The 23,456-nt window shown below is 63.5% G+C and carries 20 protein-coding genes; 13 read left to right on the top strand and 7 right to left on the bottom strand.

Going from position 1 to position 23,456, the window contains the following annotated elements:
• Nucleotides 1-185: 185 nt before the first annotated feature.
• Nucleotides 186-1,733, top strand: coding sequence for a TadE/TadG family type IV pilus assembly protein (locus HYH07_RS29870; protein WP_228749835.1), 1,548 nt, complete (start codon nucleotides 186-188; stop codon nucleotides 1,731-1,733).
• On the opposite strand, the gene HYH07_RS29865 is transcribed toward HYH07_RS29870, so the two are convergent.
• Together HYH07_RS29865 and HYH07_RS29860 are read right to left on the bottom strand one after the other, a co-directional pair.
• The gene (locus HYH07_RS29865; protein ID WP_220005824.1) at nucleotides 1,730-3,223 is read right to left on the bottom strand and encodes an NAD(P)/FAD-dependent oxidoreductase; all 1,494 of its coding nucleotides are present in this window, start codon (nucleotides 3,221-3,223) and stop codon (nucleotides 1,730-1,732) included. The two genes, HYH07_RS29870 and HYH07_RS29865, sit on opposite strands and share 4 nt — an antisense overlap.
• A gap of 108 nt (nucleotides 3,224-3,331) precedes the next feature.
• Complete coding sequence (locus HYH07_RS29860; protein WP_057743125.1) at nucleotides 3,332-3,781, bottom strand: cupin domain-containing protein; 450 nt, start codon at nucleotides 3,779-3,781, stop codon at nucleotides 3,332-3,334.
• 187 nt (nucleotides 3,782-3,968) lie between these two features.
• Here HYH07_RS29860 and HYH07_RS29855 point away from each other — a divergent pair, with 187 nt between their 5' ends.
• Nucleotides 3,969-4,994 carry an AraC family transcriptional regulator gene (locus HYH07_RS29855; protein WP_220005823.1) on the top strand — a complete coding sequence of 342 codons (1,026 nt, stop codon included), beginning with the start codon at nucleotides 3,969-3,971 and terminating at the stop codon, nucleotides 4,992-4,994.
• A gap of 131 nt (nucleotides 4,995-5,125) precedes the next feature.
• On the opposite strand, the gene HYH07_RS29850 is transcribed toward HYH07_RS29855, so the two are convergent.
• Nucleotides 5,126-6,988 carry an ATP-binding protein gene (locus HYH07_RS29850; protein WP_220005822.1) on the bottom strand — a complete coding sequence of 621 codons (1,863 nt, stop codon included), beginning with the start codon at nucleotides 6,986-6,988 and terminating at the stop codon, nucleotides 5,126-5,128.
• A gap of 239 nt (nucleotides 6,989-7,227) precedes the next feature.
• Here HYH07_RS29850 and HYH07_RS29845 point away from each other — a divergent pair, with 239 nt between their 5' ends.
• Both HYH07_RS29845 and HYH07_RS29840 read left to right on the top strand, forming a co-directional pair.
• Entirely contained in the window at nucleotides 7,228-8,556 is a 1,329-nt protein-coding gene (locus HYH07_RS29845) for an FAD-binding oxidoreductase (RefSeq protein WP_220005821.1), read from the top strand.
• A 9-nt stretch (nucleotides 8,557-8,565) separates the two neighbouring features.
• Nucleotides 8,566-9,492, top strand: coding sequence for a glyoxylate/hydroxypyruvate reductase A (locus tag HYH07_RS29840; RefSeq protein WP_220005820.1), 927 nt, complete (start codon nucleotides 8,566-8,568; stop codon nucleotides 9,490-9,492).
• Nucleotides 9,493-9,548: 56 nt separating this feature from the next.
• Here the strand turns inward: HYH07_RS29840 and HYH07_RS29835 are convergent, their stop codons facing one another.
• Nucleotides 9,549-9,704: a hypothetical protein gene (locus HYH07_RS29835; protein WP_220005819.1), complete on the bottom strand. Its 156-nt coding sequence runs from the start codon at nucleotides 9,702-9,704 to the stop codon at nucleotides 9,549-9,551.
• A gap of 255 nt (nucleotides 9,705-9,959) precedes the next feature.
• Here HYH07_RS29835 and HYH07_RS29830 point away from each other — a divergent pair, with 255 nt between their 5' ends.
• The 3 genes from HYH07_RS29830 (at nucleotide 9,960) to HYH07_RS29820 (ending at nucleotide 15,511) form a co-directional block, all read left to right on the top strand.
• Nucleotides 9,960-11,240: an HlyD family efflux transporter periplasmic adaptor subunit gene (locus HYH07_RS29830; protein WP_312016702.1), complete on the top strand. Its 1,281-nt coding sequence runs from the start codon at nucleotides 9,960-9,962 to the stop codon at nucleotides 11,238-11,240.
• A gap of 12 nt (nucleotides 11,241-11,252) precedes the next feature.
• Complete coding sequence (locus HYH07_RS29825; RefSeq protein ID WP_220005818.1) at nucleotides 11,253-13,436, top strand: glycosyltransferase; 2,184 nt, start codon at nucleotides 11,253-11,255, stop codon at nucleotides 13,434-13,436.
• Nucleotides 13,437-13,606: 170 nt separating this feature from the next.
• On the top strand, nucleotides 13,607-15,511 hold the full coding sequence (locus HYH07_RS29820; protein ID WP_220005817.1) for a diguanylate cyclase domain-containing protein: 1,905 nt from the start codon (nucleotides 13,607-13,609) through the stop codon (nucleotides 15,509-15,511).
• A 31-nt stretch (nucleotides 15,512-15,542) separates the two neighbouring features.
• On the opposite strand, the gene HYH07_RS29815 is transcribed toward HYH07_RS29820, so the two are convergent.
• Nucleotides 15,543-16,766 carry a polyhydroxyalkanoate depolymerase gene (locus HYH07_RS29815; RefSeq protein ID WP_220005876.1) on the bottom strand — a complete coding sequence of 408 codons (1,224 nt, stop codon included), beginning with the start codon at nucleotides 16,764-16,766 and terminating at the stop codon, nucleotides 15,543-15,545.
• 123 nt (nucleotides 16,767-16,889) lie between these two features.
• On the opposite strand from HYH07_RS29815, the gene HYH07_RS29810 reads away from it, so the two are divergent.
• Nucleotides 16,890-17,546 (top strand): glutathione S-transferase family protein, encoded by a 657-nt coding sequence (locus HYH07_RS29810; protein ID WP_220005816.1) that lies wholly within the window; start codon nucleotides 16,890-16,892, stop codon nucleotides 17,544-17,546.
• A 280-nt stretch (nucleotides 17,547-17,826) separates the two neighbouring features.
• Here the strand turns inward: HYH07_RS29810 and HYH07_RS29805 are convergent, their stop codons facing one another.
• Nucleotides 17,827-18,051 carry a hypothetical protein gene (locus HYH07_RS29805; protein WP_220005815.1) on the bottom strand — a complete coding sequence of 75 codons (225 nt, stop codon included), beginning with the start codon at nucleotides 18,049-18,051 and terminating at the stop codon, nucleotides 17,827-17,829.
• Nucleotides 18,052-18,277: 226 nt separating this feature from the next.
• Between HYH07_RS29805 and HYH07_RS29800 the strand changes: the two genes are divergently transcribed.
• From HYH07_RS29800 to HYH07_RS29780, 5 genes are all read left to right on the top strand, one after another.
• The gene (locus HYH07_RS29800) at nucleotides 18,278-18,592 is read left to right on the top strand and encodes a hypothetical protein (protein WP_228749840.1); all 315 of its coding nucleotides are present in this window, start codon (nucleotides 18,278-18,280) and stop codon (nucleotides 18,590-18,592) included.
• A 249-nt stretch (nucleotides 18,593-18,841) separates the two neighbouring features.
• Entirely contained in the window at nucleotides 18,842-19,675 is an 834-nt protein-coding gene (locus HYH07_RS29795) for an AraC family transcriptional regulator (protein WP_220005813.1), read from the top strand.
• 148 nt (nucleotides 19,676-19,823) lie between these two features.
• Nucleotides 19,824-20,750 carry an SMP-30/gluconolactonase/LRE family protein gene (locus tag HYH07_RS29790; protein WP_220005875.1) on the top strand — a complete coding sequence of 309 codons (927 nt, stop codon included), beginning with the start codon at nucleotides 19,824-19,826 and terminating at the stop codon, nucleotides 20,748-20,750.
• 111 nt (nucleotides 20,751-20,861) lie between these two features.
• Nucleotides 20,862-21,455 carry a GNAT family N-acetyltransferase gene (locus HYH07_RS29785; RefSeq protein ID WP_220005812.1) on the top strand — a complete coding sequence of 198 codons (594 nt, stop codon included), beginning with the start codon at nucleotides 20,862-20,864 and terminating at the stop codon, nucleotides 21,453-21,455.
• A gap of 16 nt (nucleotides 21,456-21,471) precedes the next feature.
• Nucleotides 21,472-23,127, top strand: coding sequence for a GMC family oxidoreductase (locus tag HYH07_RS29780; RefSeq protein WP_220005811.1), 1,656 nt, complete (start codon nucleotides 21,472-21,474; stop codon nucleotides 23,125-23,127).
• 126 nt (nucleotides 23,128-23,253) lie between these two features.
• Here the strand turns inward: HYH07_RS29780 and HYH07_RS29775 are convergent.
• Nucleotides 23,254-23,456 (bottom strand): hypothetical protein (locus tag HYH07_RS29775; RefSeq protein ID WP_220005810.1); only part of this gene is annotated, 203 nt, incomplete at its 5' end.

Here is a 23,456-nt window from a genome sequence, read left to right as displayed (position 1 = left end):
TAGCGCCCGACCTGCACAATGTACCGTCATGTCCCGGGGGCTACGCGAGGCCTTTTACGCGAAGTTTATCATCTTCGTTAACCAAGCGCTGGTCCCGGCGACTGTTTCGTCTCATGACCCTTTTGACTCCTGTCAATCATTTTTCCGCGAACCGTCGAGAAGGCTTGGCAATGCCGGATTTTGGAATGGTACAGCGCCTTGGCCGGCTCCTGTCGCGATGGCAGCGCGACTCCCGTGCGAATGTCGCCGCCATCTTTGCAATCGCGCTCGTGCCGCTCATTGCGTCGATTGGATGTGCCATCGACTACAGCATGGCGACGCGCATCAAGGCGAAGCTGCAAAGTTCGGCGGATGCGGCGAGCGTGGCCTCGATCTCGGTCAACTCGGCCGGGTACAACGCCGCGATGGCGATGACGTCGAACGGATCGGTTGCCGCCGGCGTTACGGAAGCGAACAACATCTTCAACGGAAACGTCACCGGGTTCGCCAACAGCTACACCAATCTGGGTGTAACGAGCACCGTCACCAAATCGGGATCGAGATTGTCGGCGTCCGTGCAATTCAGTGCGGACGTCCCCGTCACCTTCATGCAGCTTCTCGGCTACCACAAGCTGACCGTGACCGGCAGTTCGTCCTCGTCCACGACGCTGCCGCTGTATCTCGATTTCTATCTGACGCTGGACGTCTCGGGCTCGATGGGCCTTCCCTCGACCACCGCGGAAGCGCAGCGCATGCAGTCGATCAATCCCGACAACTACCGGCAATATCCGACGGGCTGCACGTTGGCCTGCCATTTCTCGCCGCAGAACAGCGCCTGCACGGATTCCGGCACGCAAGGCTATCCCACCAACAATTATTGCCTCGGCTACGCGATCTCGCGCGTCAGTCAGAGCGGGTACAGGGGCCTGCTCAGCCCCAAGGCCACCAATCCCATGGGCGTTCAGCTGCCGTCCTCGATCGTCTCCGGACTGCCGAATTCGCTCTACTCAAATCTCGCGACGGTGGCGAATTGCCCGACCGACGGGACCGATTCCTGCATCCAGCTGCGGCTTGACGCCGTCGGCTATGCGGTGAACCAGCTGTTCGTCACGGCGAACAATACGGCGAGGGTGACGAACCAGTTCCGCATCGGCCTCTATCCTTTCATCCGCTATCTGTACTCGTATTTCCCGTTGACCAGCAGCATCAACGGTTCGACGACCAATCCGTCGACGATCAACTATGCGGCGGCCAATCTGGCGACGCTGCTCGATACCAACATGAATGCGAGCCTCGGCTCGGGCGGCACGCATATCGACACGGCATTGTCGAGCGTGAACACGCTGATCACGAGTGTGGGCGACGGCAGCGCGTGGAACAACACGCTGCCCTATGTCTTCCTCGTCACCGATGGCGCGCAGGATCCGCAGGTCAAGGGCGTTCCCAACGGCTCCTGGTCGGGCAGCAACCATGCCACTACCATAAACCCGGCCACGTCGTGCACGCCGCTGAAGAACCGCGGCATCATCATCTCCGTGCTGTACATTCCCTATCAGAAGATCAATCCGGTCAACACGTCCTTCGCCGGCGACGAGGACGATTACGCCAACTGGAACATCCCGAACATTCCGGCCAGCCTGCAGAACTGTGCCTCTCCGGGCTTTTTCTACACCGCGAACACGCCTGCCGACATCACGGCGGCATTGAACGCGATGTTCAATCACGCGGTCCAGGAGGCCCACATCACCAACTAATCCGCTGCCTGATACGCTGGTGCCGTCGTCAGGAATTTTGCATAGGCATCGGCGTCGGGCGGCAGGAAATGTCCTTTGAGCCCGCCGCGCTTCCGGGTCTTTGCGCCGATGTCGGCCATCAGCTCGTCGAAATGCCGGTAGTGATAAGGTGCGACACACAGGCCGCCATAGACGCCGGCGGCCGGTCGCTCCACGCGCTTGAAGTGCAGCATCATCTCGATGTTGTCGCGCATCTGGCGCTCCGTCGGCTGGTTCGCGAGCTGTCCATCGGCATAGCGCACCAGCCAGTTGGCGGCGAGATCGGCGCAGAGCACGGTGCAGAAGGACGAGTTGAAGCCGACGAAGCCGAGGTCGGGCAGGTCAGGATTGGCGATCAGGCGGTAGAGCCGATACTGCCCGTCCGCATCGACCAGCTTTTGCTGATAGGCCTGGGGAAGGAAGGGCACGCCGAGCTTGTAACCGATCGCGAGAACTGCGACGTCGGCACCGATGCGCTCGCCGCCGCTCATCACGATGCTGTCGCCTTCATAATGATCGAACGTGCCGAACACCGCCTTGATGCGACCGTCGGCGACCATCGGGTAGAAGCCGGGCGTCGCGATCGGCACCGAGCAGTTGACGCCATCCTCGATCCGCTCTTTCGGCACCATCTTGCACTTGCCAAGCTTGAGCTGCGCTTTCAACAGGCTCTCGAGGCCGCGCCAGTTCGCCCAGATCAGGGGCGCCGCGAGACGGTACGCGAGCCGTGACATCGCACCGAGGCCCCAGCCCGGAAACATCTCCTCCTGCGCGCGGATATAGAGGATGCGCTTGAAGTTCACGAGCCCGCCGATGAAATAGGGGATGCGCCAGACCGGCTCGCGCATCACGATGGTGACCTCGCGCGCTCCCGCTTTCACCGCGTTCACGGCAATGTCGGTCGCCGATTTCGATCCGCCGAGCACGACGATTCGGCGGCCTTTCGCAAGCGTGGAATCGCCGTATTTCGACGAATGCAGGATCTGGCCGCCCTCCGCCAGAAAGCCGTTCTCGCCCGGGCAATGCAGCTCCCGCGGCTCGTTGAACTGCCCGGTGCAAACAGCGACGAAATCGAAGTCCTCGTTGCTGGTCGCGCCATCCTTGCCCGACAGCGCGAGCGTCCAGCCCGGTCTGCCATCGGTGCGCCGCGCCATGCCGGAAACCGTCGTATTGAGGCGCAGCATGCGGTCGAGACCGAAGCTTTTCGCGTAGTCGGCAAGATAAGCATGGACCTGCGGCCCGGTCGGCCATTCCGGATAGGTCTCGGGCATGGCGCGGTCGGTGTAGCGGTAGAGATCCTTGGGGCTTTGGGTCTGCACCTCGGGGTAGGAGCGCGCCGGCTCCCAGACGCCGCCGAGATCGGCGCTGCGTTCGACGATGGTGACGTGGTGGCCGCGGGAGGAGAAGGCTTTCGCTGTGGCGAGGCCGGAGACGCCGGCGCCGATCACGCAGACATGCTTGGGGCTGACCATGGGATGGCTCGCAATCGTTGTGTTTTGCGTGCAAGCGGCCACTTTCGGCCGCAAGGTGCGGCCGGCGGGGCTGCAGGCAGGTGAATGTGGACGCGAGGAGGCGGTTGCCTAGTCGTTGGCCTCGGGCGGCAGGAAGTCGACCTCGTGCAGCGCCGAGATGCGCACGACCTCGGCCGGGTCGGTCAGATTGTGCAGCTGGTTGAACAGCGCTTCCAGCTTCTGCATCGGCGAGACCCAGAACAGCGCGCGGCACGGCTTGTCGGACTTGTTGAAATAGCCGTGCGGAATGCCGCGGGGCATGCGCACGAGGTCGCCGGCATGGGCCTTGACCCAGACGCCGTCGAGCTTGAGGTCGAGCGTGCCTTCCTGCACCAGGATGAATTCGTCCTGGGTCGGATGAATATGCACCGGCACGAACTGGCCGGGATCGCTATTGGTCTCGAACGCGAAGGTGGAGTCGGTGACGGCCTTGGGGAAGTAGACCTGCCCGAGGATATTCCAGCTCTTGCCGCCGTAGCCTGTGCCGTTTGCGGTAATGCCCTTTTCGAGTGCAGTCATGGCTCGCCTCCTGTTGGATACCGGCGAGGATGGAGCTTCAGCCAGACGCGAGCGGCTGTCTATCCGCTAAACGAATCCGGCCGTGGCTATTGCCCTGCAGCACGGCGAATTTGCAACACGGCCCTTTTCGCATCCCCGGAACTATTATAGGCTTAAAGCAATTCCGCGACGCGAAGCGTGGTCGATCATGTCCGCAGCCGTGCAGGAAATGACCGCAAGGGCGCCCGCAGCCGAACGGCTTGCGGAGTTCGCTCGCGTCACCACCGATGATGTCGACGAAGCGGCCGAACAGATCGGTCGCATTTTCTGCCCGCACGATCTCAAGCCGGCGCAGGCCCGTGCGTCCGGATTTTCGGCCCGGCACAATTGCGCAGCCTTCGACGGCTTTTCCATCAACTATGTCGGCTATGGCGGGATCGTCAGCATCGATCCGGGCTGCCTCGATCGCTTCTTTCTTGTCCAGGTCCCGCTCACAGGCAGTGCCCATATTCACGCAGGTGCCAACGGATTCGACGTCGCGCCTGGCAAGATTGCTTCGCTGTTGTCGCCGACGATCGCGACGCAGATGACGTGGCGTGACTGTGCGCAAGCGATCTTGCTGCTCGATCGCCGCATGGTCGAGCAGCGTGCCGCGGCGCTGTCGGGCAGGGCGGCGGGCGCGGTCGAGTTCGATCCCGTGATCGACCTGAGCGCGCCGTCGGGCCGGCATCTGCAAGCCAGCCTTGCCGAGCTGATGACGCTTGCCGAACGGCTGGGACCGTGCGGCAGGTTTTCGCCGACGGCGATGGCTGATTGGCGCGAGGTGCTGCTCGATCATCTGCTTAATGGCCAGCGGCACGGCCTGTCGGATGCGATCACCACGTTCTCGGGTCAAGCCGAGCGCCTGCCGCGCGCGCTCCGCGCTGCGCGGGACTATCTTGCTGATAATGCCGATGAGCCGCTCGATCTCGCGCAGCTCGCCTGCGCCTCCGGCATCGGCGTCCGTGCGCTTCAGCTCGGCTTCCGCCGTCACTTCGGGATGTCGATCTCGGAGATGCTGCTCGATATCAGGCTTGCCAGTCTCCACGCCCGGCTCGCGAAGGCGTCATTCGACGTCTCGATCACCGATCTCGCATTCGATCTCGGCTTCACGCATTTGAGCCGCATGGCCGGAGCCTATCGCGAAAAATTCGGCGAGACACCGTCGGCCACGCTGCGACGGCGGATGAGCTAAAGCATGATCTGGAAAAGTGTGAAGCGGTTTTCCCTCGCGACATCAGCGGAACGCGTTTGCGCGGAGATCATGCTCAAACAAAGAGCTAAAGCGCGATGACCAATCTCATCGCGCTTTAGCGAGAGGCAGACCTATTTTCGGGATCGCGTGGCGCTGTCCTCGGCCGCCTGCCTGCGCAGGAAGCCCTCGAGATCGGCCTGCACCGAATAGGGCGTCGGGATCGCATCCCCCGCGGCATCGACAGCGGTATCGAGCGAGCGGCGCAGCATGCGTGCGAGTTCGGCCTTGCGGTAGGGTTTTGCCAGCAGCGGCGCGCCCGTGGTCGCGCTTCCCGGCGCGTGCTGGGAATCGTGAGCGTAGCCCGAGGTGAACAGCACCCGCAGCGACGGACGCGCGGCCACCATCCGGTCCGCAAGCTCGCGGCCGTTGATGCCGCCGGCCATCACGATGTCGGTGAACAGCAGGTCGAACGGCGTGCCGCTGGCCGCGATCGCAAGCGCTTCGGTCGCATTGGCGGCGGGGACGACCTTGTAGCCGAGGCTCTCGAGCTGGACCGTGACGTATCGGCGGACGTCGCGGTCGTCCTCGACGCAGAGGATGGTCTCGGTGCCGCCCACGATCTTGCGCGCATCATAGCTTGCGGGGCGCAACGCGCTGGTCTCTGCCTTTGGCAGATAGATCGTGAAGGTGGTGCCGCGGCCTTCCTCGGATTTGACCTTGATGCCGCCGCCGGACTGCTTGACGAAGCCGAACACCATGCTGAGCCCGAGGCCGGTGCCTTTGCCGACCTCCTTGGTCGAGAAGAACGGATCGAAGATCCGTTCGACGTGCGCTTGCGGAATGCCCGTGCCGGTATCGATGATCTCGATCTCGACATAGTCGCCGGCGTAGCCGGCGCCGACCGCAACGGCCTCGCGCACGCCGAACACCACATTGCGCGTCGTCAGCGTCAGGCGGCCGCCCTCCGGCATCGCGTCGCGGGCGTTGATGGCGAGATTGAGCAGCGCCGCGCTGAGCTGCCCGCGGTCGGCGTAGGCGAGCCAGACATTGCCGTCGAGCTTCCGCACGATCTCGATCTTCTTGTCGAACGTTGCCAGCAGCAGCTTTGAAAGCTCCTCGAGCAAATCGTTGACGTCGATCTCGGCCGGCTGCAGCGCCTGCTTGCGCGCAAACGACAGCAGGCTCGAGGTCAGCGCGGCGCCGCGGTCGGCAGCCTCGCTGATCAGCTTGGTGATGGAGACGAGCGGCGGATTGTCCTTCACGGCCTCGGCCAGGATCTCGATCGTGCCCGTGATGACCGTGAGCATGTTGTTGAACTCGTGCGCGATGCCGCCGGTGAGCTGGCCGACCGCCTCCATCTTCTGGGACTGGATCAGCTGCTCCTCCGCCGCGCGCTTTTGCGTCACGTCCTTGACGAAGACGTTGATGACGGAGCGGTCACCGATGCGCAGCGCGGTGCTCGACGCCTCGATCAGGATGTCGTCGCCGGTTCGGTGCAGGATGTTTGCCTCGAAGCGAATGCCGATCGGCGTATCGCGGAGTTCCGGCAGGATGCGCATCATGCGCTGCCTGAAACCTGGGCGCAGCGGCTCGGCGACGAGCAACTCGACCACGTCGGCACCCAGAGCTTCCAGCCGCGACCAGCCGGTCAGGGCCTCGGCCTGCAGGCTCCACTCCAGGACAATGCCGGTGTCATCGGTCTGGATGAAGGCGTCGAGCGCGGTCCTGATGATGGCTTGCGTCATCTGCGCGCTGCCCGTGCGCGCCTGCGCCTGCTCCGCCAGTTCGGCGGTGTGGCGTTGGCGCTGTGACGTCGCGATGCTGCGTGCGCAAATGCGGGCGAGCAGCACCGCAACTGCGCCGCTTGCGAGCAGGGCAACGATCTGGGCAGCGCCGAAACCGCTGCCGGCCACGGCATAGGAGGCAAAGAGAGCCGCGGCGGTCACGACGGACTGCGCGGCCATCGCAAATGTCAGAAGCCCCCTGAGTTTCATGCTCTCACACCAAAGACGACAACCGCACCGGCCACCCGGTCCCGGCTGCCCTTGATGTGAGCTACAGACTCCGCGCGTCGGCGTCGAGGGGCAATTTGAGGTAGTGTCGTCCTCCTGCCTTTCCTTTGGGTTCAACCCCCCGGGGCGAATCGGTCTGGCGCGAAGGGCGTGCATACAAGCAATGCGATTGACAGCTGTATTGAGGTGTGATCGTTCAAACTAACCTCCAGGAGTGCATCATGTCCCCGCCGCTCAACCGAATAAACAGCGACGAGCGTCTGCCGACGCAGACTGACGTCGTCGTCATCGGCGGCGGCGTCATCGGCGTCTCTGCGGCCTATCATCTGGCGAAGAAGGGGCTCTCCGTTGCCCTCGTCGAGAAGGGCCATGTCGGCGGCGAGCAATCGAGCCGCAATTGGGGCTGGTGCCGTCAGCAGGGCCGTGCGCGCGAGGAGATTCCGCTCGCGCGCGAAGCTTTGCGGCTGTGGGAAGACATGCAGACCGATGCCGGCGTCGATGCCGGCTTCCGCCGCACCGGCGTGCTGTTCCTGACCAAGAACAAGGACGAGCTCGCCGGCTGGGAGCGCTGGGCCGCCGTCGCGCGCGAGATGCAGGTGCACTCGACCGTGCTGACTCCGGCCGAGGTTGCCGAGCGCATGCCGGGAAATACCGACACATGGGTCGGCGGCCTGCACACGCCGAGCGACGGACGCGCCGAGCCGTCGATGGCGGTGCCGGCGCTTGCGACGGCTGCGCGCAAGCACGGCGTCACCATCCATCAAGGCTGCGCCGCGCGCGGGCTGGAGACGACAGGCGGGCGCGTCAGCGCCGTCGTCACCGAGAAGGGCACCATTCGCACCCAGGCCGCGCTGCTGTCGGGCGGCGCATGGTCGTCGCTGTTCTGCCGCCGCCATGGCATCGAGCTTCCGATCGGTCTCGTCAATGCCACGGCGTGCCGGACCACGCCGGCGCCGGAGATCACCTCGGGCGCGCTCGGCACCGATCTCTACTGCATCCGCCGCCGCCTCGACGGCGGCTTCACGCTGGCGCTGCGCAACCGCGGCACGGTCGAACTGTCGCCCGATTTATTCCGCTACGCGCGCACTTTCTGGCCGACCTATCAGCATCGCAAGGGTGGCCTGAAGCTGTCATTCGGCAAGTCGTTCTTCGACCAGATCATGCGCGGCACCAGCTGGAGCTTTGACAAGCCGTCGCCGTTCGAGACCGAGCGCGTGCGCGATCCCGCGCCTGACATGTCGCTGGTTAATGCGGCATTGGCCTCGCTGATCAAGGCGAACCCCGAGCTGAAAGACATCGAGATCGCGGAGGCTTGGGGCGGCACCATCGACTGCACGCCGGATACGATCCCGGTGATCTCGCCGGTTGATGCGCTGCCGGGCTTCTTCCTCGCCACCGGCTTCTCCGGCCACGGCTTCGGCATCGGCCCCGCCGCCGGCAAGCTCGCCGCAGACCTCGTCACGGGTGCGACGCCGCTGGTCGATCCCGGCGCCTATAGCCACAAGCGCATGATCGACGGCCGGCGGCTCGCGCCGGTCAGCCCGTTCTAAAGGCGCGGCATGACGGTTCTCTACAAGGCTAATCTGGTGCGCGGCGCGGAGTGGGCGCGCTTGTTCGCGGAGCGCGCGCCCGACGTGCCGTTCCGGCTCTGGCCCGACATCGGCGATCCGGCCGATGTGCGCTATCTCGTGGCATGGGTGCCGCCGGACGATATCGCACGGAGCTTTCCGAATCTCGAGCTGGTGTTCTCGGTTGGCGCCGGCGTCGACCAGTTCGACCTCACAAAATTGCCGCCGCATGTGCCGCTGGTTCGCATGATGGAGCCTGGCATCACCGATCGCATGGTCGAATATGCCTGCATGTCGGTGCTCGCATTGCACCGGGACCTCGTGCAGTTTATCGGCCAGCAGCGCGAGCAGGTCTGGCGCGAGCTCCCCGCGATCTACGCGGGCGAGCGGCGAGTCGGTGTGATGGGGCTCGGTCTGCTCGGTCAGGCCGTGCTCGATCGGCTCAAATCGTTCGGCTTCTCACTGCTCGGCTGGAACCGTTCACCGCGCAGCATCGACGGCGTCACGTGTTATGCGGGCGCGAACGCCTTGGCGGATTTCCTCGGGCAGACCGACATTCTGGTCTGCCTGCTGCCGCTGACATCGGAGACGCGCGGCATCCTCGACGCAAATCTGTTCGCGCGTCTGCCGCGTGGTGCGCGGCTGCTCAATGTCGGCCGGGGCGGCCATCTGGTCGAGGCCGATCTCTTCGCGGCGCTCGACAGCGGGGTGTTGTCGGCCGCCGTGCTCGATGTCGCCGAGCAGGAGCCGCTGCCTGCGGGCCATCCATTCTGGAGCCATCCGCGCATTCTGCTGACGCCACACATCGCCAGCACGACGAAGCCGGAAACGGCCGTCGACTACGTGCTCGACACCATCGCGCGTCACCGTCGCGGCGAAGCACTGCCGGGCTTGGTCGATCGTCGTCGCGGTTACTGAGGGTGCGGTGCTGAAAGGAGCATCGGCGCGGGTCTCGATGAATCTCGAGTGCCATATCAAGCAGCACGCTCGAACCATTCGATCGGCTTGCTCTTGGCGAAGTCGTTGACCTTGGTCGTGCGTCGCCAGGCGCGAGGGATGATTGCCCTCGCACCGCCGCCATTCGGTCGGTACAAGCGCCGCGCCGACTTCGAGCCGGAATAGATCGGCATCTTGTTCTTCGATTCGGGAGCCGTAGTTCTCCGGTTTTGACACGTATTAACCTGTTGTGGTGAAACCTAGATATGCTTCTCGTGGTTGCGAGGGCGAATCTGCTGCGGCGGCGCGTTCTGATTTCGGCCAGCGGCAATGTTGTCGGATTGCTCCTTGCCTCAAGGCGCTGACTTCATGCCAACGCCCAGGCCATGCGGCGATTGTCGTCTTCGCAGGGGCAGTCGGAGCGACCAAAGCCCATTGGAGATCCAGTCGTGGTTCGCTTGCATGTCGAACGTTTCATTCGCAGCCGGATCGTTCGCCGATCCCTGGCGCTTGGGATTATCGCTCTCAGCGGATGGGCCCTGTTGCCTTATGTGACCTACCGAATCGCTCCCTCCGCCTATGTCAATGCCGAGCTCATGCGGGTGACTGCGCCGATGGCGGGTCAGCTCTCGTCAGATCTTCCACGCAAGGGTGAATATTTCGAGCGCACCCGGATGGTGCCGCTGGTCGAGGCGCGTTCGCCGGATCGCCGGCACTTCATGGACCTTGACCAGCAGCTTGCCGTGTCCACCAAACGCGCCGAGCTCGCACGTCGGCAACTCGAGGAAATCGCCGAGCTCGATCGTAAGCTCCGCGAGCGCAGCGACGACTATCGTTCTGGGATGGTGGCGCGCCTGAGCCACGAGATCGGTGAAACGGAAGTTGAAAAAGGCGGCTGTCTCGCCGAAGCGCGACAGCGGAACGATGTCGCGGGCCGGATGGAGAGGCTCGTGAAGCTCGGCATCAGTTCGCAGATCCGCTCCGGTGAGGCCCAGGCCTCGCAGGAGGCAACTGCAGCGCGGTGCCAGATGGCCGATCAACGCCTGCAGCGCCTCAGGACGGAACTGGGGGCGGCCGAGAAGGGCATCTATCTTCGTGGCGATGCCAATGACGTGCCCTATTCTCAGCAGCAGCGCGAGCGGCTTGTCCTCCGCCGACAGGAGCTCGAGACGGACCTGTTGCAGAACAGCTCACGTGCCGCGCAGCTGGCGGCGGAAATCGCAGAGGAACGCACTCGACTTGATCGTCTCGATCACTACGATCTGTCCTTGCCCGCGGCCCATGTGGTCTGGTCGGTCGCGGCCAGCCCGGGCTCGATGGTCACGGAAGGACAGTCGGTCTTCGACTTCGCAGATTGCGAACGGCGGTTTATCGTTGTTGAACTACCCGAGCGCGATTTCGAGAAGATCAAGGCCGGAGATGCGGCTACCGTCCGCCTGATTGGGAGCCGCGAATGGAAGACCGGCCAGATCCGGCAGGTCCGCGGATCGGCAGCGTACGGCGATGATCGGCTGCTTGCGGCTCGGGTGCCGCGGCCTGATCCCGGCAACATTACCATCGAGATATCGCTTCCGCCCAATGAGACGTCGGCCGACCGCAACGGCTCCTGCGATATCGGACGGTTGGCTGAGGTGCGCTTCGAGCGCAGAGCCGACGGCCTGCTACGATTGGTCAGCTCGAAGTTGAAATGGCTGACCGCTCGCCTGGAACTCGACCAATCGTCCCTGTGAGCGAGCTGTTCCATGCAGGCCATGACTCTGCCTTTCTCTCAGCTGTTCGCGCCGATGCTGGCCATCTTTGCTGTGATGTACCTGTTGGCGCCGACCTTCCCGGTCGCGCGCCCTTGGGCGCGTGTCGCGGTCTTCGTCGTGGTTTGGCTTGTGGTCGCCCGCTATCTCGAATGGCGTATTTTCACCACCGTGCTGCCGGCAGGCGGGACCTGGTATCAGGTCGGCTGGATCTGGTTCTGCCTGGTCGTCGAGCTTCTGACCTTCACAGATCAGTTCATTCTCTATCTGACGTTCCTTCGCAGGACCGATCGTCGAAGCGAAGCAGATCAGTACGAGCGTCGGCTTCGCAGCCTGCCGGATGACGAGCTGCCCTCGGTGGACGTCCTTATTCCGACCTATGACGAGCCATTCGAGGTGCTGGAAAAGACGATCACCGGCGCGCTGTGTCTGGACTATCCAAACATCCAGGTCTGGGTCTTGGATGATGGTCGCAGGCCTTGGCTCAAGGCACTCTGCACGCAAAAGGGCGCCGGCTATCTCACGCGCGCCGACAACTTGAATGCCAAGGCCGGCAATATCAATCATGCCCTGACCAAGACGAGCGGCGAGTTCTTCGCGATCTTCGATGCGGACTTCGTGCCGCAGCGCAATTTCCTGATGCGCACGATGGGCTTCTTCGCTGATTCAAAGGTCGGAATCGTTCAGATCCCGCACGCCTTCTACAATGAGGACCCGATGCAGGCGAATCTCGGCCTGCACAGGGGACTGCCGGACGAACAACGGTTCTTCTTCGATTCCATCATGCCCGCGCGTGATGGCTGGGATGGTGCCTTCTGTTGTGGTTCCAACTCCGTCACGCGTCGCGCAGCACTCCGCGCGGTGGGCGATGCCTTGCCGACCCAGTCCATTACGGAAGACATCCTGTTGACGCTCGTCCTGCTGCGCAAGGGATACGTCACCCGCTATCTCTCCGAACCGCTGGCGATTGGATTGGCGCCGGAAAGCCTTGATGCCTTTTTCGTGCAGCGGCAACGCTGGGCGCGTGGCGCGATCCAGACGCTGTACCTCGCCGCCGGCCCGCTCGGCCCGGGACTGGGCTTGATGCATCGGCTACTCTTCTTTCCGATGCATTGGCTCTCATTGGGCTTGCGGGCGCTCGCGGTTGTGGTGGTTCCGATCGTGTTCATGTGGACCGGCCTGGCGCCTGTCGTCGAGGTCACCCCGGAATCGGTGTTCTACTACTTGTTTCCCGCGATCCTGGCGCTCAACGGCGGCATCTCCTGGTTTGCGCCGCATGTGCATTTTCCGCTCGCCGCTCAGGTGTCGGCGACGATCCAGAGCTTCAAGCTCCTGCCGACGGTGCTGGGGACTCTCGTCAAGCCGACGGGACATGCGTTCAGGGTGACGCCCAAGGGCGCTGCGGCGCGGCGCGCAAGTTACGCTGCGGAGATATTCTGGCCGTCGGCGATCCTGATGGCGTTGACGGTTGTCGGTGTGGTTCTGAACACGATCCCGGAATGGCGGGTCATCGATCATCCGGCGGCTCTACCGATGGTCGCCTTCTGGTCGGTCGTGAACATCATCGTGCTTTTCTTCGTCTGCATGACCTCGCTGCAGGCGCGGATGGGACGCACCGAGGAGCGTTTCGACATCGACGAAACGGTCTTGATCCAGACCGGGACCGGCGAGCAGCTCTCCGGGCGCGTGAGCAACATCTCCCTCTCCGGCGCCGGCGTTACGCTTGGCTCCGACATTGACTGTCCTCGCGCCGGAGAGCCGCTGCGCGTGCATATCATGCAAGTGGGTTGGGTCGATGCGGTGATTGCGCAACAAAGAAGCCGGCTCATCGGGGTGCAGTTCAAATTGCCGCAGTCGCTTGAACGAGACCTGTTGATCCGCAAGCTCTTTACCGTCGCCCGTCTGAAGCGGAACGATGTCGTCGCGTGCTCGGTGAACAGGGCGATGCTTAAGAACATCTGGTCAATGGTCGCGCCGTTGCCCCATATTGTTGCAGGCGGCGCGAAGCCCGCGCCGACCGAGCGTCTGCCGGCAGAGAGCATGGTCATTCGGCCTCAACCGCGGACAGACGATTTTGCACATCTTGCCGGAGTTCGAAGCCTGCATCCGACGAGCTTCACTGAACCTGGCTTTGGCCGAGTGGCCGGCACAGTGATCGAGGCCGTCGCGCCGAGCTGATTGCTGTGTTGTCCTTCTCGTCGGACCAGCCCACGGGCCATCGATCGACGGTCAAGCCGCTCGTCGATGGCGTCAGTCTCCTTCCGGTGCTCTGTCAAAAATCTCAACCGGAACGAGCAACCATCCCTTGGCCCAAGGCGTTTACGGGTTAAGGGTGCAGGGAGCATCTCTTGATCGATCACCGCAGCGATCTTCGCAAAGGGCGTCCGACGCTCTGGGCCTCCGCATTCGTGGCGGTCGCTTGCCTGGCGATTGTCGCGCTCAGCGGCTGGCGGGAGTGGTCCTCGCGACAGACGCTGCTGAAGGGCTCCGAAACAGACATGGCCAATCTTGCCCGGTCGGTGTCGCAACACGCGGACGATACGTTCGAACTCGCGGACACCGTTCTCAATGTGTTGGTCGGCCAACTCGAACTCGAGGGAACCAGCCCGGCGGCGATCGCCAGGATTCAGACTTTTCTTTCCCGGCGCAAAGCCGCGAACCGGATCCGCGCTGTGTTCATCTATGACGAGGCCGGGCGCAGGCTCGCCACCAGCGAGCCCGTGGATTTCGCCGGACTCAACGACAGCGACCGCGAGTATTTCCAGCATCATCGCGCCGTGGCTGAGCGGGGAACTTTCATCGGGCCTCCAGTGAGGAGCAGGTCGGGCGGGCAATGGATCATCACGGCGTCAAGACGCTTCAATCATCCTGACGGCAGTTTTGCCGGAGTGTCTCTCACCACGATCGATGTCGACTATTTTTTACAATTCTATCGCGGATTCGACGTTGGCCAGAACGGTTCAATTGCACTGGCGACCGCAAACGGCATTGTCCTCGCGCGTAGCCCGGACAACGGATATACGGGCCGCGATCTGTCGAGTGCTCCGCTCCTCAAGATTATCCACGAGCGGCCGGCTGCGGACGTCTACTACTTCACGTCGCCTCTCGACGGCGTTCGGCGTCTAAGCTTTTATCAACTCAGCAGTCGCTACCCTGTTCTCGTGGTTGCGACGGAATCGGAAGACGACGTCTTGGCCCCCTGGCGCAGAGCGGCGCTGACGCGCATGGCTGCGGTGCTGGGACTGATAGGGGGGCTCGCTGTTGCGGGGCTTTTGCTGGTGCGCCAGTTGCACCTGCGGCAAAAGATGGCCGCTGCTCTGATGGCCAAGGAGGCGGATTTTCGTCTTCTCGCGGAGCAGTCGGGAGACATGGTCATGCGCATAGCGGTTGATGGGCGGATCCTCTACGCGTCACCCTCCAGCGCGCGAGTTCTCGGCTGGGCTCCGAACGAATTGGTGGATACGTCGGCCCTCGCCGGCATAAATCCGGCGGATCTGGCGCGGGTTGGGGAGACGATCTCCGCGTTGATGAACGGCGAAGCCGAGGAGGCTAGAATCACTTATCGTACTCGGCATCGCGAGAAAGGCGAGGTCTGGATCGAAACCGCGCTGCGCATCGCCAGGGATGCGCAGAGTGGGGACATTAACGGCGTGGTGGCGATCTCGCGCGACATGACCGAACGTAAAGACCTGGAAGATAGGCTGGCGGCTCTCGCCAGCTCGGATGGCCTGACGGCCTTGGCCAACCGCAGACACTTCGACGAGCGGCTAGAGGCGGAATGGGACCGGGCCAGGCGCGAAGGAAGGCCTCTGTCACTGTTGCTGATCGACGCCGATCATTTCAAGAGTTTCAATGATCAGTATGGGCATCAGGCGGGCGATGCTTGTCTTCGCTCGATCGCCGGGGTCCTGGCGGAGCAGGCCAGGCGGCCGGCAGACTTAGCCGCTCGGTATGGTGGAGAGGAATTCGCCTTGCTGCTACCAAATACCGACATGGGAGGATGCGAGCAGGTCGGCGAGCGAATCCGGCAGGCGATTCAGGACCTCGGCATCCTGCATGCGCTCAACGCGCCATCCAAGCAGGTCACCCTCAGTATTGGTGGCGCCACACATATGTCGTTCGACGACAAGGCGGATTGCACCTCGTTGATAGCGGCTGCGGATAAGGCGCTCTACGCCGCCAAGGAGAGCGGACGCAACCGCCTTGTGATGTCAGGACAAGTCATCGCTTGGCCCGGCTCGATACGGGCTTGAAGAGCAGCTGTCGTGCGCCGCCGCATCCGCCTCACGAATTCACGTGCACGAAGTCCCGCAGCAGCGGATAGATCTCGTTGTTCCAGCGCTTGCCGGAGAACACGCCGTAATGGCCGACGCCGGCCTGCATGTGGTGGACGCGGCGATAGGCGCGCACGCCGGTGCAGAGGTCCTGAGCGGCGAGCGTCTGGCCGATCGAGCAGATGTCGTCCTTCTCGCCTTCCACCGTCATCAGCCCCATGCGGCTGACGGCCCTGGTGTCGACGGGGCGGCCGCGATGCATCAGCTTGCCCAGCGGCAGGAGATGCTCCTGAAACACGTCGCGCACGGTCTCGATGTAGAACTCGGCCGGCAGATCCATCACCGCGAAATATTCGTCGTAGAAGGTCTTGATGGTCGCCGCCTTCTCCTTCTCGCCCTTGGCGATGTGGTTGGCGAGATCCATGTGCTGCTTGATGTGCCGCTCGAGATTCATCGACACGAAGGCGGCGAGCTGCACGAAGCCGGGATAGACTTTCCGGAATGCGCCGCGGCATTGCACCGGCACGAAGTTGATCAGGTTCCGCTCGAACCATTCGATCGGCTTGCTCTTGGCGAACTCGTTGACCTTGGTCGGCTGGATCCGCGTGTCGATCGGGCCCGCCATCAGCGTCAGCGTTGCGGGGCGCGAGGGATGGTTGCCCTCGCACATGATGGCGGCGGCCGCGAGCGCCGAGACTGACGGCTGGCAGATCGCCACCATATGTGGGCGCGGGCCGAGCTGTCCCAGGAAGTCGATCAGGTGCTCGGTGTAATCGTCGAGCCCGAAGCGGCCCTCGCTGCGCGGAATGTCGCGCGGATTGTGCCAGTCGGTGATGTAGACATCGTGGTCCTGCAGCAGTGTCTTCACGGTGCCGCGCAGCAGCGTGGCGAAATGGCCGGACATCGGCGCCACCAGCAGCATACGCGGCTGCTCGCTCGCGCCGTCTTTTTTGAAATGCAGCAGCGAGCCGAATGGCGTGGCGTAAGCGATCTCCTCGGTCACGCCGACCTCGCGATTGCCCACCCTGACACTGTTGATGCCATAGGCTGGGCGGTCATAGGTGAGGGTCGAGCGCGAGATCAGCTCCAGCGCCGCCGAGAGCCGGCCGACGGCCTGGTCCGACATCCCCTGCGGTACCAGATTGAGGAATTTCAGCGCCGACGAGGCTCCCGCCCGCAACGGCGCCGTCAAATCCATCTGGTTCTGAAAAGCCTGATAATACATCGACATCATACTGAAGCGCCCACTCATCCGCTGCTTCCATGCAATATCGAAGCCAGACGAGACGTCGCCGCCCTCCTGGAATTGGCACGTCGCTTGCTGCGCGTTGGGTTGGAAACGTGAGGGAAGGGCCCTATGGCGAAGGCGACACTGACCATCAGCAGCAAGAACTATTCATCCTGGTCGCTGCGTGGCTGGCTGCTGACGAAATTTTCCGGGCTCGATTTCGAGGAGATCATCACCGCGCCTGATGACGCATCGGCGCGTGCCGAAATCCTGTTGCTGTCGTCCTCGATCCTGGTGCCCTGCCTGCGGCACGAGGGCGCGACGGTCTGGGATACGCTCGCGATCGCCGAATATCTCAACGAGGTGATGCCGTCAGCCGGGCTACTGCCCGATGATCGCGTTCAGCGTGCGCATTGCCGCTCCATCTGCGGCGAAATCCATTCCGGTTTCACCACGCTGCGCGCCTCGTTGCCGGTGAACCTGAAGGGGCACTTCCCCGGCTTCAAGATCTGGTCGCGCGCGCAGGCCGACATCGACCGCGTCTGGTCCATCTGGCGCGACTGCCTGGCGAAATCAGGCGGCCCGTTCCTGTTCGGCGAGAAGCGCACCATGGCGGATGCGATGTACGCGCCCGTGGTGACGCGCTTCATCACCTACGACGTCAAGCTCGAGCCGCTTCTGAAGACCTATGCCGACACCATCATGGGCATGCCCGAGATGCAGGAATGGATCGCGGCGGCCAAGGATGAGCCGGCCGAGATCGAGGAGCTCGAGGTCGAATATTAGGCAGGCCGCGCGGCGCCTTGCCTGTTTCCGGAGCGGACGCGGCCAGCGTCCGCGCCTGCCTCTATGTCCTTGCGAATATTAACTTTTGCGGACGGTCCTTGGCGGCGGCCAGCTCGCGCGCTGGGCAGATATTGTGCGTGCCATCAGTACTTTGTCGACATCTAGCCGTGAACAGCCGCGTACGGAACCATCAGGCTGATTCGGACGTGATTCGTTCGGGCCGCGTTCCGTTCGTTAAGGTGGAGCGCGGCGCCCGTTGCATTTTGAGACAGGCGCGCCGTCAAGCCGCGCCGGAATGCTTCACGCGCGGCACGCGCCAGCCGATGACGGTGGCTTCCACGGGGACGCCGGCCACGTGGTTCTGCCAGCGGCCCTCGACATAGCGGCAGGCGAACGGCAGTTGATACGTTCCACTGTGGTCCTCACACAGCACTTCGACCGGCAGACCGGGTGGCGGTTCGCCGGCGCCATCGAATTCCGCCAGACGTCTATCACGCGTTGCCATTCCAAAAATCTCCCCTAATCAAAGCCGCGGAAAGAGCGCCCACCTCTTCCGCGCGCGGTTTCCTGCTCCCCATCCAAAGGATCATCCGAGGGAACGTGCCAAGCTCAACGCGAGAATGCGGTGCGAGTGTGGTAGCCTCACGCGGCTCAGCGCAATCGGCGCACATTGCCGTGATCGATGATGAGGAACCTGAATGCCGCGCCGGATCGCCGCTGTTTGTTTAACCATGTTACCGATCGTCGCGCATACAGAGGTCGCGGCGCAGGACGTTCCCGGCATCGAGATCTGCACGGTCGAGAAGACCATGGAGCGGCGTACCAGCTGCCTGCAGAGCAATGTCGATTTCCTCCAGAAGACCATCACCAAGCTCAATCTCGATCACCAGCAGAAACTGGATGCCGCCATGAGGCAGATCGATACGCTGAAGGTGACGCTGGCCGGTTTGCAGAAAACCATCGGCGATCTCCAGGCCGCGCAGGCGAAGCAGGCGGAGGATCTGAAGAAGAAACAGGATGCGCCGCCGCCGAAGGATGCGAAGTAGGTGCCGTAGGATGGGCAAAGGCGCTCTTGCGCCGTGCCCACCATCTGTTGGTGATGGAGGTGCCATAGGGTGGGCAAAGCGAAGCGTGCCCACGGCCGCGGGCAATGAAGCAACGGATCGTGGGCATGGCGCTAATGTGCCTTTGCTCACCCTACCGGTTCCCCGCTAGCGGCACGACAGCAATCCCGATCAAGCGATGCGCGCGGTGAGGGCGCATCATCACCCCGCTTCGAACGAGAGCCTTGAGCCATGAACCCAGCCCAGCGCGCGCTCTGGTACATCGAAAGCCATCTGGCCGAGCCGATGACGCTCGATGAGATCGCTGCGATCGGAGGCGTCTCGCGGTTCCACATGGTGCGTGCGTTTGCCGCAGCCACCGGCTTCCCGGTGATGCGCTACGTGCGGGCGCGGCGGCTGAGTGAGGCGGCGCGTCGTCTCGCCAACGGTGCGCCGGACATTCTCAGCGTCGCGCTGGAGGCGGATTACGGCTCGCACGAAGCGTTCACCCGCGCGTTCCGCGACCAGTTCGGCACCACGCCCGAAACGGTAAAAGCGGCGACGTGCACAAGCCAGCTCAAGCTTCAGGAGCCGATCCTCATGGACTCCACGATCTCGGACACTCTCAAAGCCCCCCGTTTCGAAACCGCAAAGGCCTTCCTCGTCGCCGGCCTCGCCGAGCGCATCACCTGCGACAATGGCGCCATCATCCCCGGGATGTGGGCCCGCTTCCACCAGCAGGTCGCCGACATTCCCGGGCGCATCGGCAAATTGGCTTACGGCGTCTGCTGCAACGGCGATGATTCCGGCAATTTCGATTACATCGCCGGTGTCGAGGTCGCCGACTTCTCCGATCTGCCACGCGGGCTCAGTCGCATCCGTATCCCCGAGCAGCGCTACGCGGTGTTCACCCACAGCGACCACGTCGCCTCGATCCGCCGCACCGTCAACGCGATCTGGAATCAATGGCTGCCGGCTTCCAGCTACAAGGCCGCGGACGCCCCCAATTTCGAGCGCTACGACGAGAAGTTCGATCCGGTCAGCGGCAATGGCGGCTTCGAGATCTGGGTGCCCATCAAAGGATAAGGCTGCAACGCAGCATTGCGCCCGTTTGCTTGGCAAGGGAGATCGACTTTGTCATAACCGCTGGCAAAACTTGCCAGCGGGGCCCGTGCCGGACATCCCGAGCAAGCCATAACAAGCAGCCCGGAGGGTCCCGCCAATGTCCACTGCCATGTCTGACATCCGCGTTCTCGCCACCGACCTCGAATTTCCGGAAGGCCCCGTGGTGATGCCTGACGGTTCGGTCGTGCTGGTGGAAATCCGGGGACAGCGCCTGACCCGGGTCTATCCCGATGGCCGCAAGGAGATCGTCGCGAAGGTGCCGGGCGGCCCGAACGGCGCCGCACTCGGCCCCGACGGAAAAATCTACATCTGCAACAATGGCGGCTTCTCCTGGATTCCGACCGGCAAGATGATCATGCCGGGCCCGCAGCCGGAGGATTATCTCGGCGGGTCGATCCAGCGCGTCGATCTGCAAACAGGCAAGGTCGAGACCGTCGTGACCAAATGCGGCGCGCACGATCTGCGCGGGCCGAACGATCTCGTCTTCGACAAGCATGGCGGCCTCTGGTTCTCCGATCTCGGCAAGCGCCGTCCCCGCGAGATGGATGTCGGCGGCATGTACTATCTCAAGCCCGGCTTGACCGAGATCGTCGAAATCGTGCACGGCGTGCTGCCGGCCAACGGCATTGGCCTGTCGCCGGACGAGAACACCGTCTACATCGCGGAGACGCCGACGGCCCGGCTCTGGGCCTACGAGCTCTCCGCGCCAGGCGTACTCAAGCCGCGCGAGGCGATCTATCGCGGCGAACGGGGCAAGCCGATCTGCGGCCTCGGCGGCTACCAGATGTTCGACTCGCTCGCGGTGGAAGCGAACGGCAATGTCTGCGTCGCCACGCTCGTCTCCGGCTGCATCTCGGTGGTCGCGCCCGACGGCGTCCTGGTCGAGCAGGTCCCGACCGGCGACCGCGTCACCACCAACATCGCCTTCGGCGGCCCCGAGCTGAAGACCGCCTACATCACGCTGTCAGGCAAGGGCGAGCTGATCGCCATGGACTGGCCGCGCAGCGGTTTGCCTCTCAATTTCCTAAACAAATAAACGGTGCTAGTTACCGTCATTGCGAGCGTTGCGCAGCAATCCAGGAATGCCTCCGCGGAGATAGTCTGGATTGCTTCGCTTCGCTCGCAATGACAACGGAGAGAGACCTCAATGCCCTGGCCCGATCCCATCACCCTGCGTGGACAGCACGCCCGTCTCGAGCCGCTGTCGAAAGAGCACCTTGCGGGGCTGACCGAGGCCGTGAAGGACGGCGAGCTGTCAAAGCTCTGGTACACCGCGATCCCGCTGCCCGAGAACATGGGCAAGGAGATCGACCGCCGCCTCGGCCTTCAGGCCGCTGGCTCGATGCTGCCATTCACGGTGTTCGACGCCGGCGGCAATATCGTCGGCATGACGACCTACATGAACATCGACGCCAACAACCGCCGCGTCGAGATCGGCTCGACCTGGTATGGCAAGAGCGTGCAGCGCGGCCCGCTCAACACGCAATGCAAGCTCCTGCTGCTCACCCACGCCTTCGAGGCGCTGAACTGCATCGCGGTGGAATTCCGCACCCATTTCTTCAACCACCAGAGCCGCCGCGCCATCGAGCGTCTCGGCGCCAAGCAGGACGGCATTTTGCGCAGCCACCAGGTCGCGCCCAACGGCACGCTGCGCGACACCGTCGTGTACAGCATCACCGCCGCCGAATGGCCGACGGTGAAGGCGCATCTGGAATATCAACTCAACGACAAGCCGCGCTAGGGGCGGCCGAGGCACCATGGATAGATTTGACTATGTGATTGTCGGCGCGGGTTCGGCCGGTTGCGTCCTCACCTCCAGGCTCAGCGAAGATCCCAACACCAGCGTCTGCGTGCTCGAAGCGGGGCCGAACGACTGGCACCCCTACATCCATCTGCCGGCGGGTTTCATCAAGACCTTCCACATGAAGAGCATCAACTGGGCCTATCAGCAGGAGCCCGGGCCCTACACCAATGGGCGCAGCATCTACGCGCCGCGCGGCAAGACGCTCGGCGGCTCGTCCTCGATCAACGGCCACATCTACAACCGCGGCCAGCGCATGGATTTCGACACCTGGGCGCAGATGGGCAATCGCGGCTGGGGCTATGCCGACGTGCTGCCCTATTTCCGCCGGCTGGAGAAGCGGGTCGGCGAAGGCGAGGACATCTATCGCGGCCGCGACGGCAACCTCATCGTCACCACGATGGACTGGCGCGATCCGCTCTGCGAGGCCTTCATGGAAGGCGCGGTCTCGCTCGGCATTCCGCGTAACCCCGACTACAACGGCAAGACCCAGGAAGGCGTCTCCTACTGCCAGCGCACCATCAACAACGGCCTGCGTGTCTCGGGCGCGACCGCTTTCCTGAAGCCGGCGATGAAGCGGCCGAACGTGCATGTGCACACGCATGCCCATGCGACCGAGATCATCTTCGAGGGCAAGCGCGCCGTCGGCGTACGCTACAGCAAGGGCGGCCGCGGCGGCACGCCGGTGGAGGTGCGCGCCAACAAGGAGGTGATCCTCTCCGGCGGCACCTATAATTCGCCGCAGCTGTTGCAGCTCTCCGGCATCGGCTCGCCCGATCTGTTGCAGCAGCACGGCATCGCCGTGCGCCACGCCCTGCCGGTCGGCGAGGGCCTGCAGGACCACTACGCCCCGCGCACGGTGGCGCGGGTCAAGGACATCAAGACCATCAACGAGCTCCGCCGCGGCTGGCGGCTCTGGGTCGAGGCGATGAAATGGGCCACCGCACGTCGCGGCCTGCTCTCGCTGTCCCCGACCATGGTCTATTGCTTCTGGCACTCCGGCGAGAGCGCGGAGTCGTCCGACCTCCAGCTCACCTTCACGCCGGCAAGCTACAAGGAAGGCGTGCAGGGCCAGCTCGAGGACGAGCCCGGCATGACGGTGGCGTCCTGGCAACAGCGCCCGGAGAGCCGCGGCTATGTCCGCATCCGCTCCAACGATCCGTTCGCGCCGCCGATCATCCAGACCAACTATCTCGATGCTGAGCTCGACCGCCGCGTCATCGTCGGCGGCATGAAGCTCGCGCGGCGCTTGCTGAAGAGTGCTCCGCTGTCGCCCTATTACGCCTATGAGGATTTCCCCGGCCCCAACGTCGTCACCGACGACGAATTCCTGCACGCCGCCACCGAGCGCGGCACCACCACCTTCCACCCCGGCTGCACCTGCCGCATGGGCCCGGCGGACTCGACCTGGGCCGTCGTCGACGACCAGCTCCGCGTCCACGGCCTCGAAGGCCTCCGCGTCATCGACGCCTCGGTCATGCCCCGCATGATCTCGGCCAACCTCAACGCATCGACGATGATGATCGCCGACCGCGCCTCCGATTTGATCCGCGGCAGGGCCCCGATGGAAGCCGCACGGATTCCGGAGGCGGCGGTGGGAACAGCAGCGTAGGGTGGGTTAGCTAGCGGGTTGCGCGAAGCGCAATCCGCTGGCGTAACCCACCACTCCCGTCGACGCGGAAACGAAGGGGGTGGGTTACGCCCAGCGAATTGCGCTTCGCGCAATCGCAAGGCTAACCTACCCTACGAGCTGTCCCGGATTACGCTCGCTCCATCCGGGCAACAAGCCCTTGGGTTGCCCGCCAGGCAAAACATCCCACAGCTCGGTCAACCACCTCACTTTAAAATATTCCACTTTACCGAAATTCGGATTTGTCGTATGTTGCCGCCCATCCTGATCCGGCGAAAAGGGGCGGTCGTACGTCGTCACGAGCCGCGGAT

Source organism: Bradyrhizobium sp. BR 10261, assembly GCF_019455395.1.
Lineage (GTDB): Bacteria > Pseudomonadota > Alphaproteobacteria > Rhizobiales > Xanthobacteraceae > Bradyrhizobium > Bradyrhizobium manausense.
The sequence above is the reverse complement of the archived record's forward strand: the minus strand, read 5'-3'. Positions and strand labels throughout refer to the sequence as shown.

What these genes read in the sequence shown, in the direction of transcription:
- HYH07_RS29870 (WP_228749835.1), top strand. Translation starts at nt 186, where the DNA reads ATGGTACAGCGCCTTGGCCGGCTCCTGTCGCGATGGCAGCGCGACTCC.
- HYH07_RS29865 (WP_220005824.1), bottom strand. Translation starts at nt 3,223, where the DNA reads ATGGTCAGCCCCAAGCATGTCTGCGTGATCGGCGCCGGCGTCTCCGGC.
- HYH07_RS29860 (WP_057743125.1), bottom strand. Translation starts at nt 3,781, where the DNA reads ATGACTGCACTCGAAAAGGGCATTACCGCAAACGGCACAGGCTACGGC.
- HYH07_RS29855 (WP_220005823.1), top strand. Translation starts at nt 3,969, where the DNA reads ATGTCCGCAGCCGTGCAGGAAATGACCGCAAGGGCGCCCGCAGCCGAA.
- HYH07_RS29850 (WP_220005822.1), bottom strand. Translation starts at nt 6,988, where the DNA reads ATGAAACTCAGGGGGCTTCTGACATTTGCGATGGCCGCGCAGTCCGTC.
- HYH07_RS29845 (WP_220005821.1), top strand. Translation starts at nt 7,228, where the DNA reads ATGTCCCCGCCGCTCAACCGAATAAACAGCGACGAGCGTCTGCCGACG.
- HYH07_RS29840 (WP_220005820.1), top strand. Translation starts at nt 8,566, where the DNA reads ATGACGGTTCTCTACAAGGCTAATCTGGTGCGCGGCGCGGAGTGGGCG.
- HYH07_RS29835 (WP_220005819.1), bottom strand. Translation starts at nt 9,704, where the DNA reads ATGCCGATCTATTCCGGCTCGAAGTCGGCGCGGCGCTTGTACCGACCG.
- HYH07_RS29825 (WP_220005818.1), top strand. Translation starts at nt 11,253, where the DNA reads ATGCAGGCCATGACTCTGCCTTTCTCTCAGCTGTTCGCGCCGATGCTG.
- HYH07_RS29815 (WP_220005876.1), bottom strand. Translation starts at nt 16,766, where the DNA reads ATGATGTCGATGTATTATCAGGCTTTTCAGAACCAGATGGATTTGACG.
- HYH07_RS29810 (WP_220005816.1), top strand. Translation starts at nt 16,890, where the DNA reads ATGGCGAAGGCGACACTGACCATCAGCAGCAAGAACTATTCATCCTGG.
- HYH07_RS29805 (WP_220005815.1), bottom strand. Translation starts at nt 18,051, where the DNA reads ATGGCAACGCGTGATAGACGTCTGGCGGAATTCGATGGCGCCGGCGAA.
- HYH07_RS29800 (WP_228749840.1), top strand. Translation starts at nt 18,278, where the DNA reads ATGTTACCGATCGTCGCGCATACAGAGGTCGCGGCGCAGGACGTTCCC.
- HYH07_RS29795 (WP_220005813.1), top strand. Translation starts at nt 18,842, where the DNA reads ATGAACCCAGCCCAGCGCGCGCTCTGGTACATCGAAAGCCATCTGGCC.
- HYH07_RS29790 (WP_220005875.1), top strand. Translation starts at nt 19,824, where the DNA reads ATGTCTGACATCCGCGTTCTCGCCACCGACCTCGAATTTCCGGAAGGC.
- HYH07_RS29785 (WP_220005812.1), top strand. Translation starts at nt 20,862, where the DNA reads ATGCCCTGGCCCGATCCCATCACCCTGCGTGGACAGCACGCCCGTCTC.
- HYH07_RS29780 (WP_220005811.1), top strand. Translation starts at nt 21,472, where the DNA reads ATGGATAGATTTGACTATGTGATTGTCGGCGCGGGTTCGGCCGGTTGC.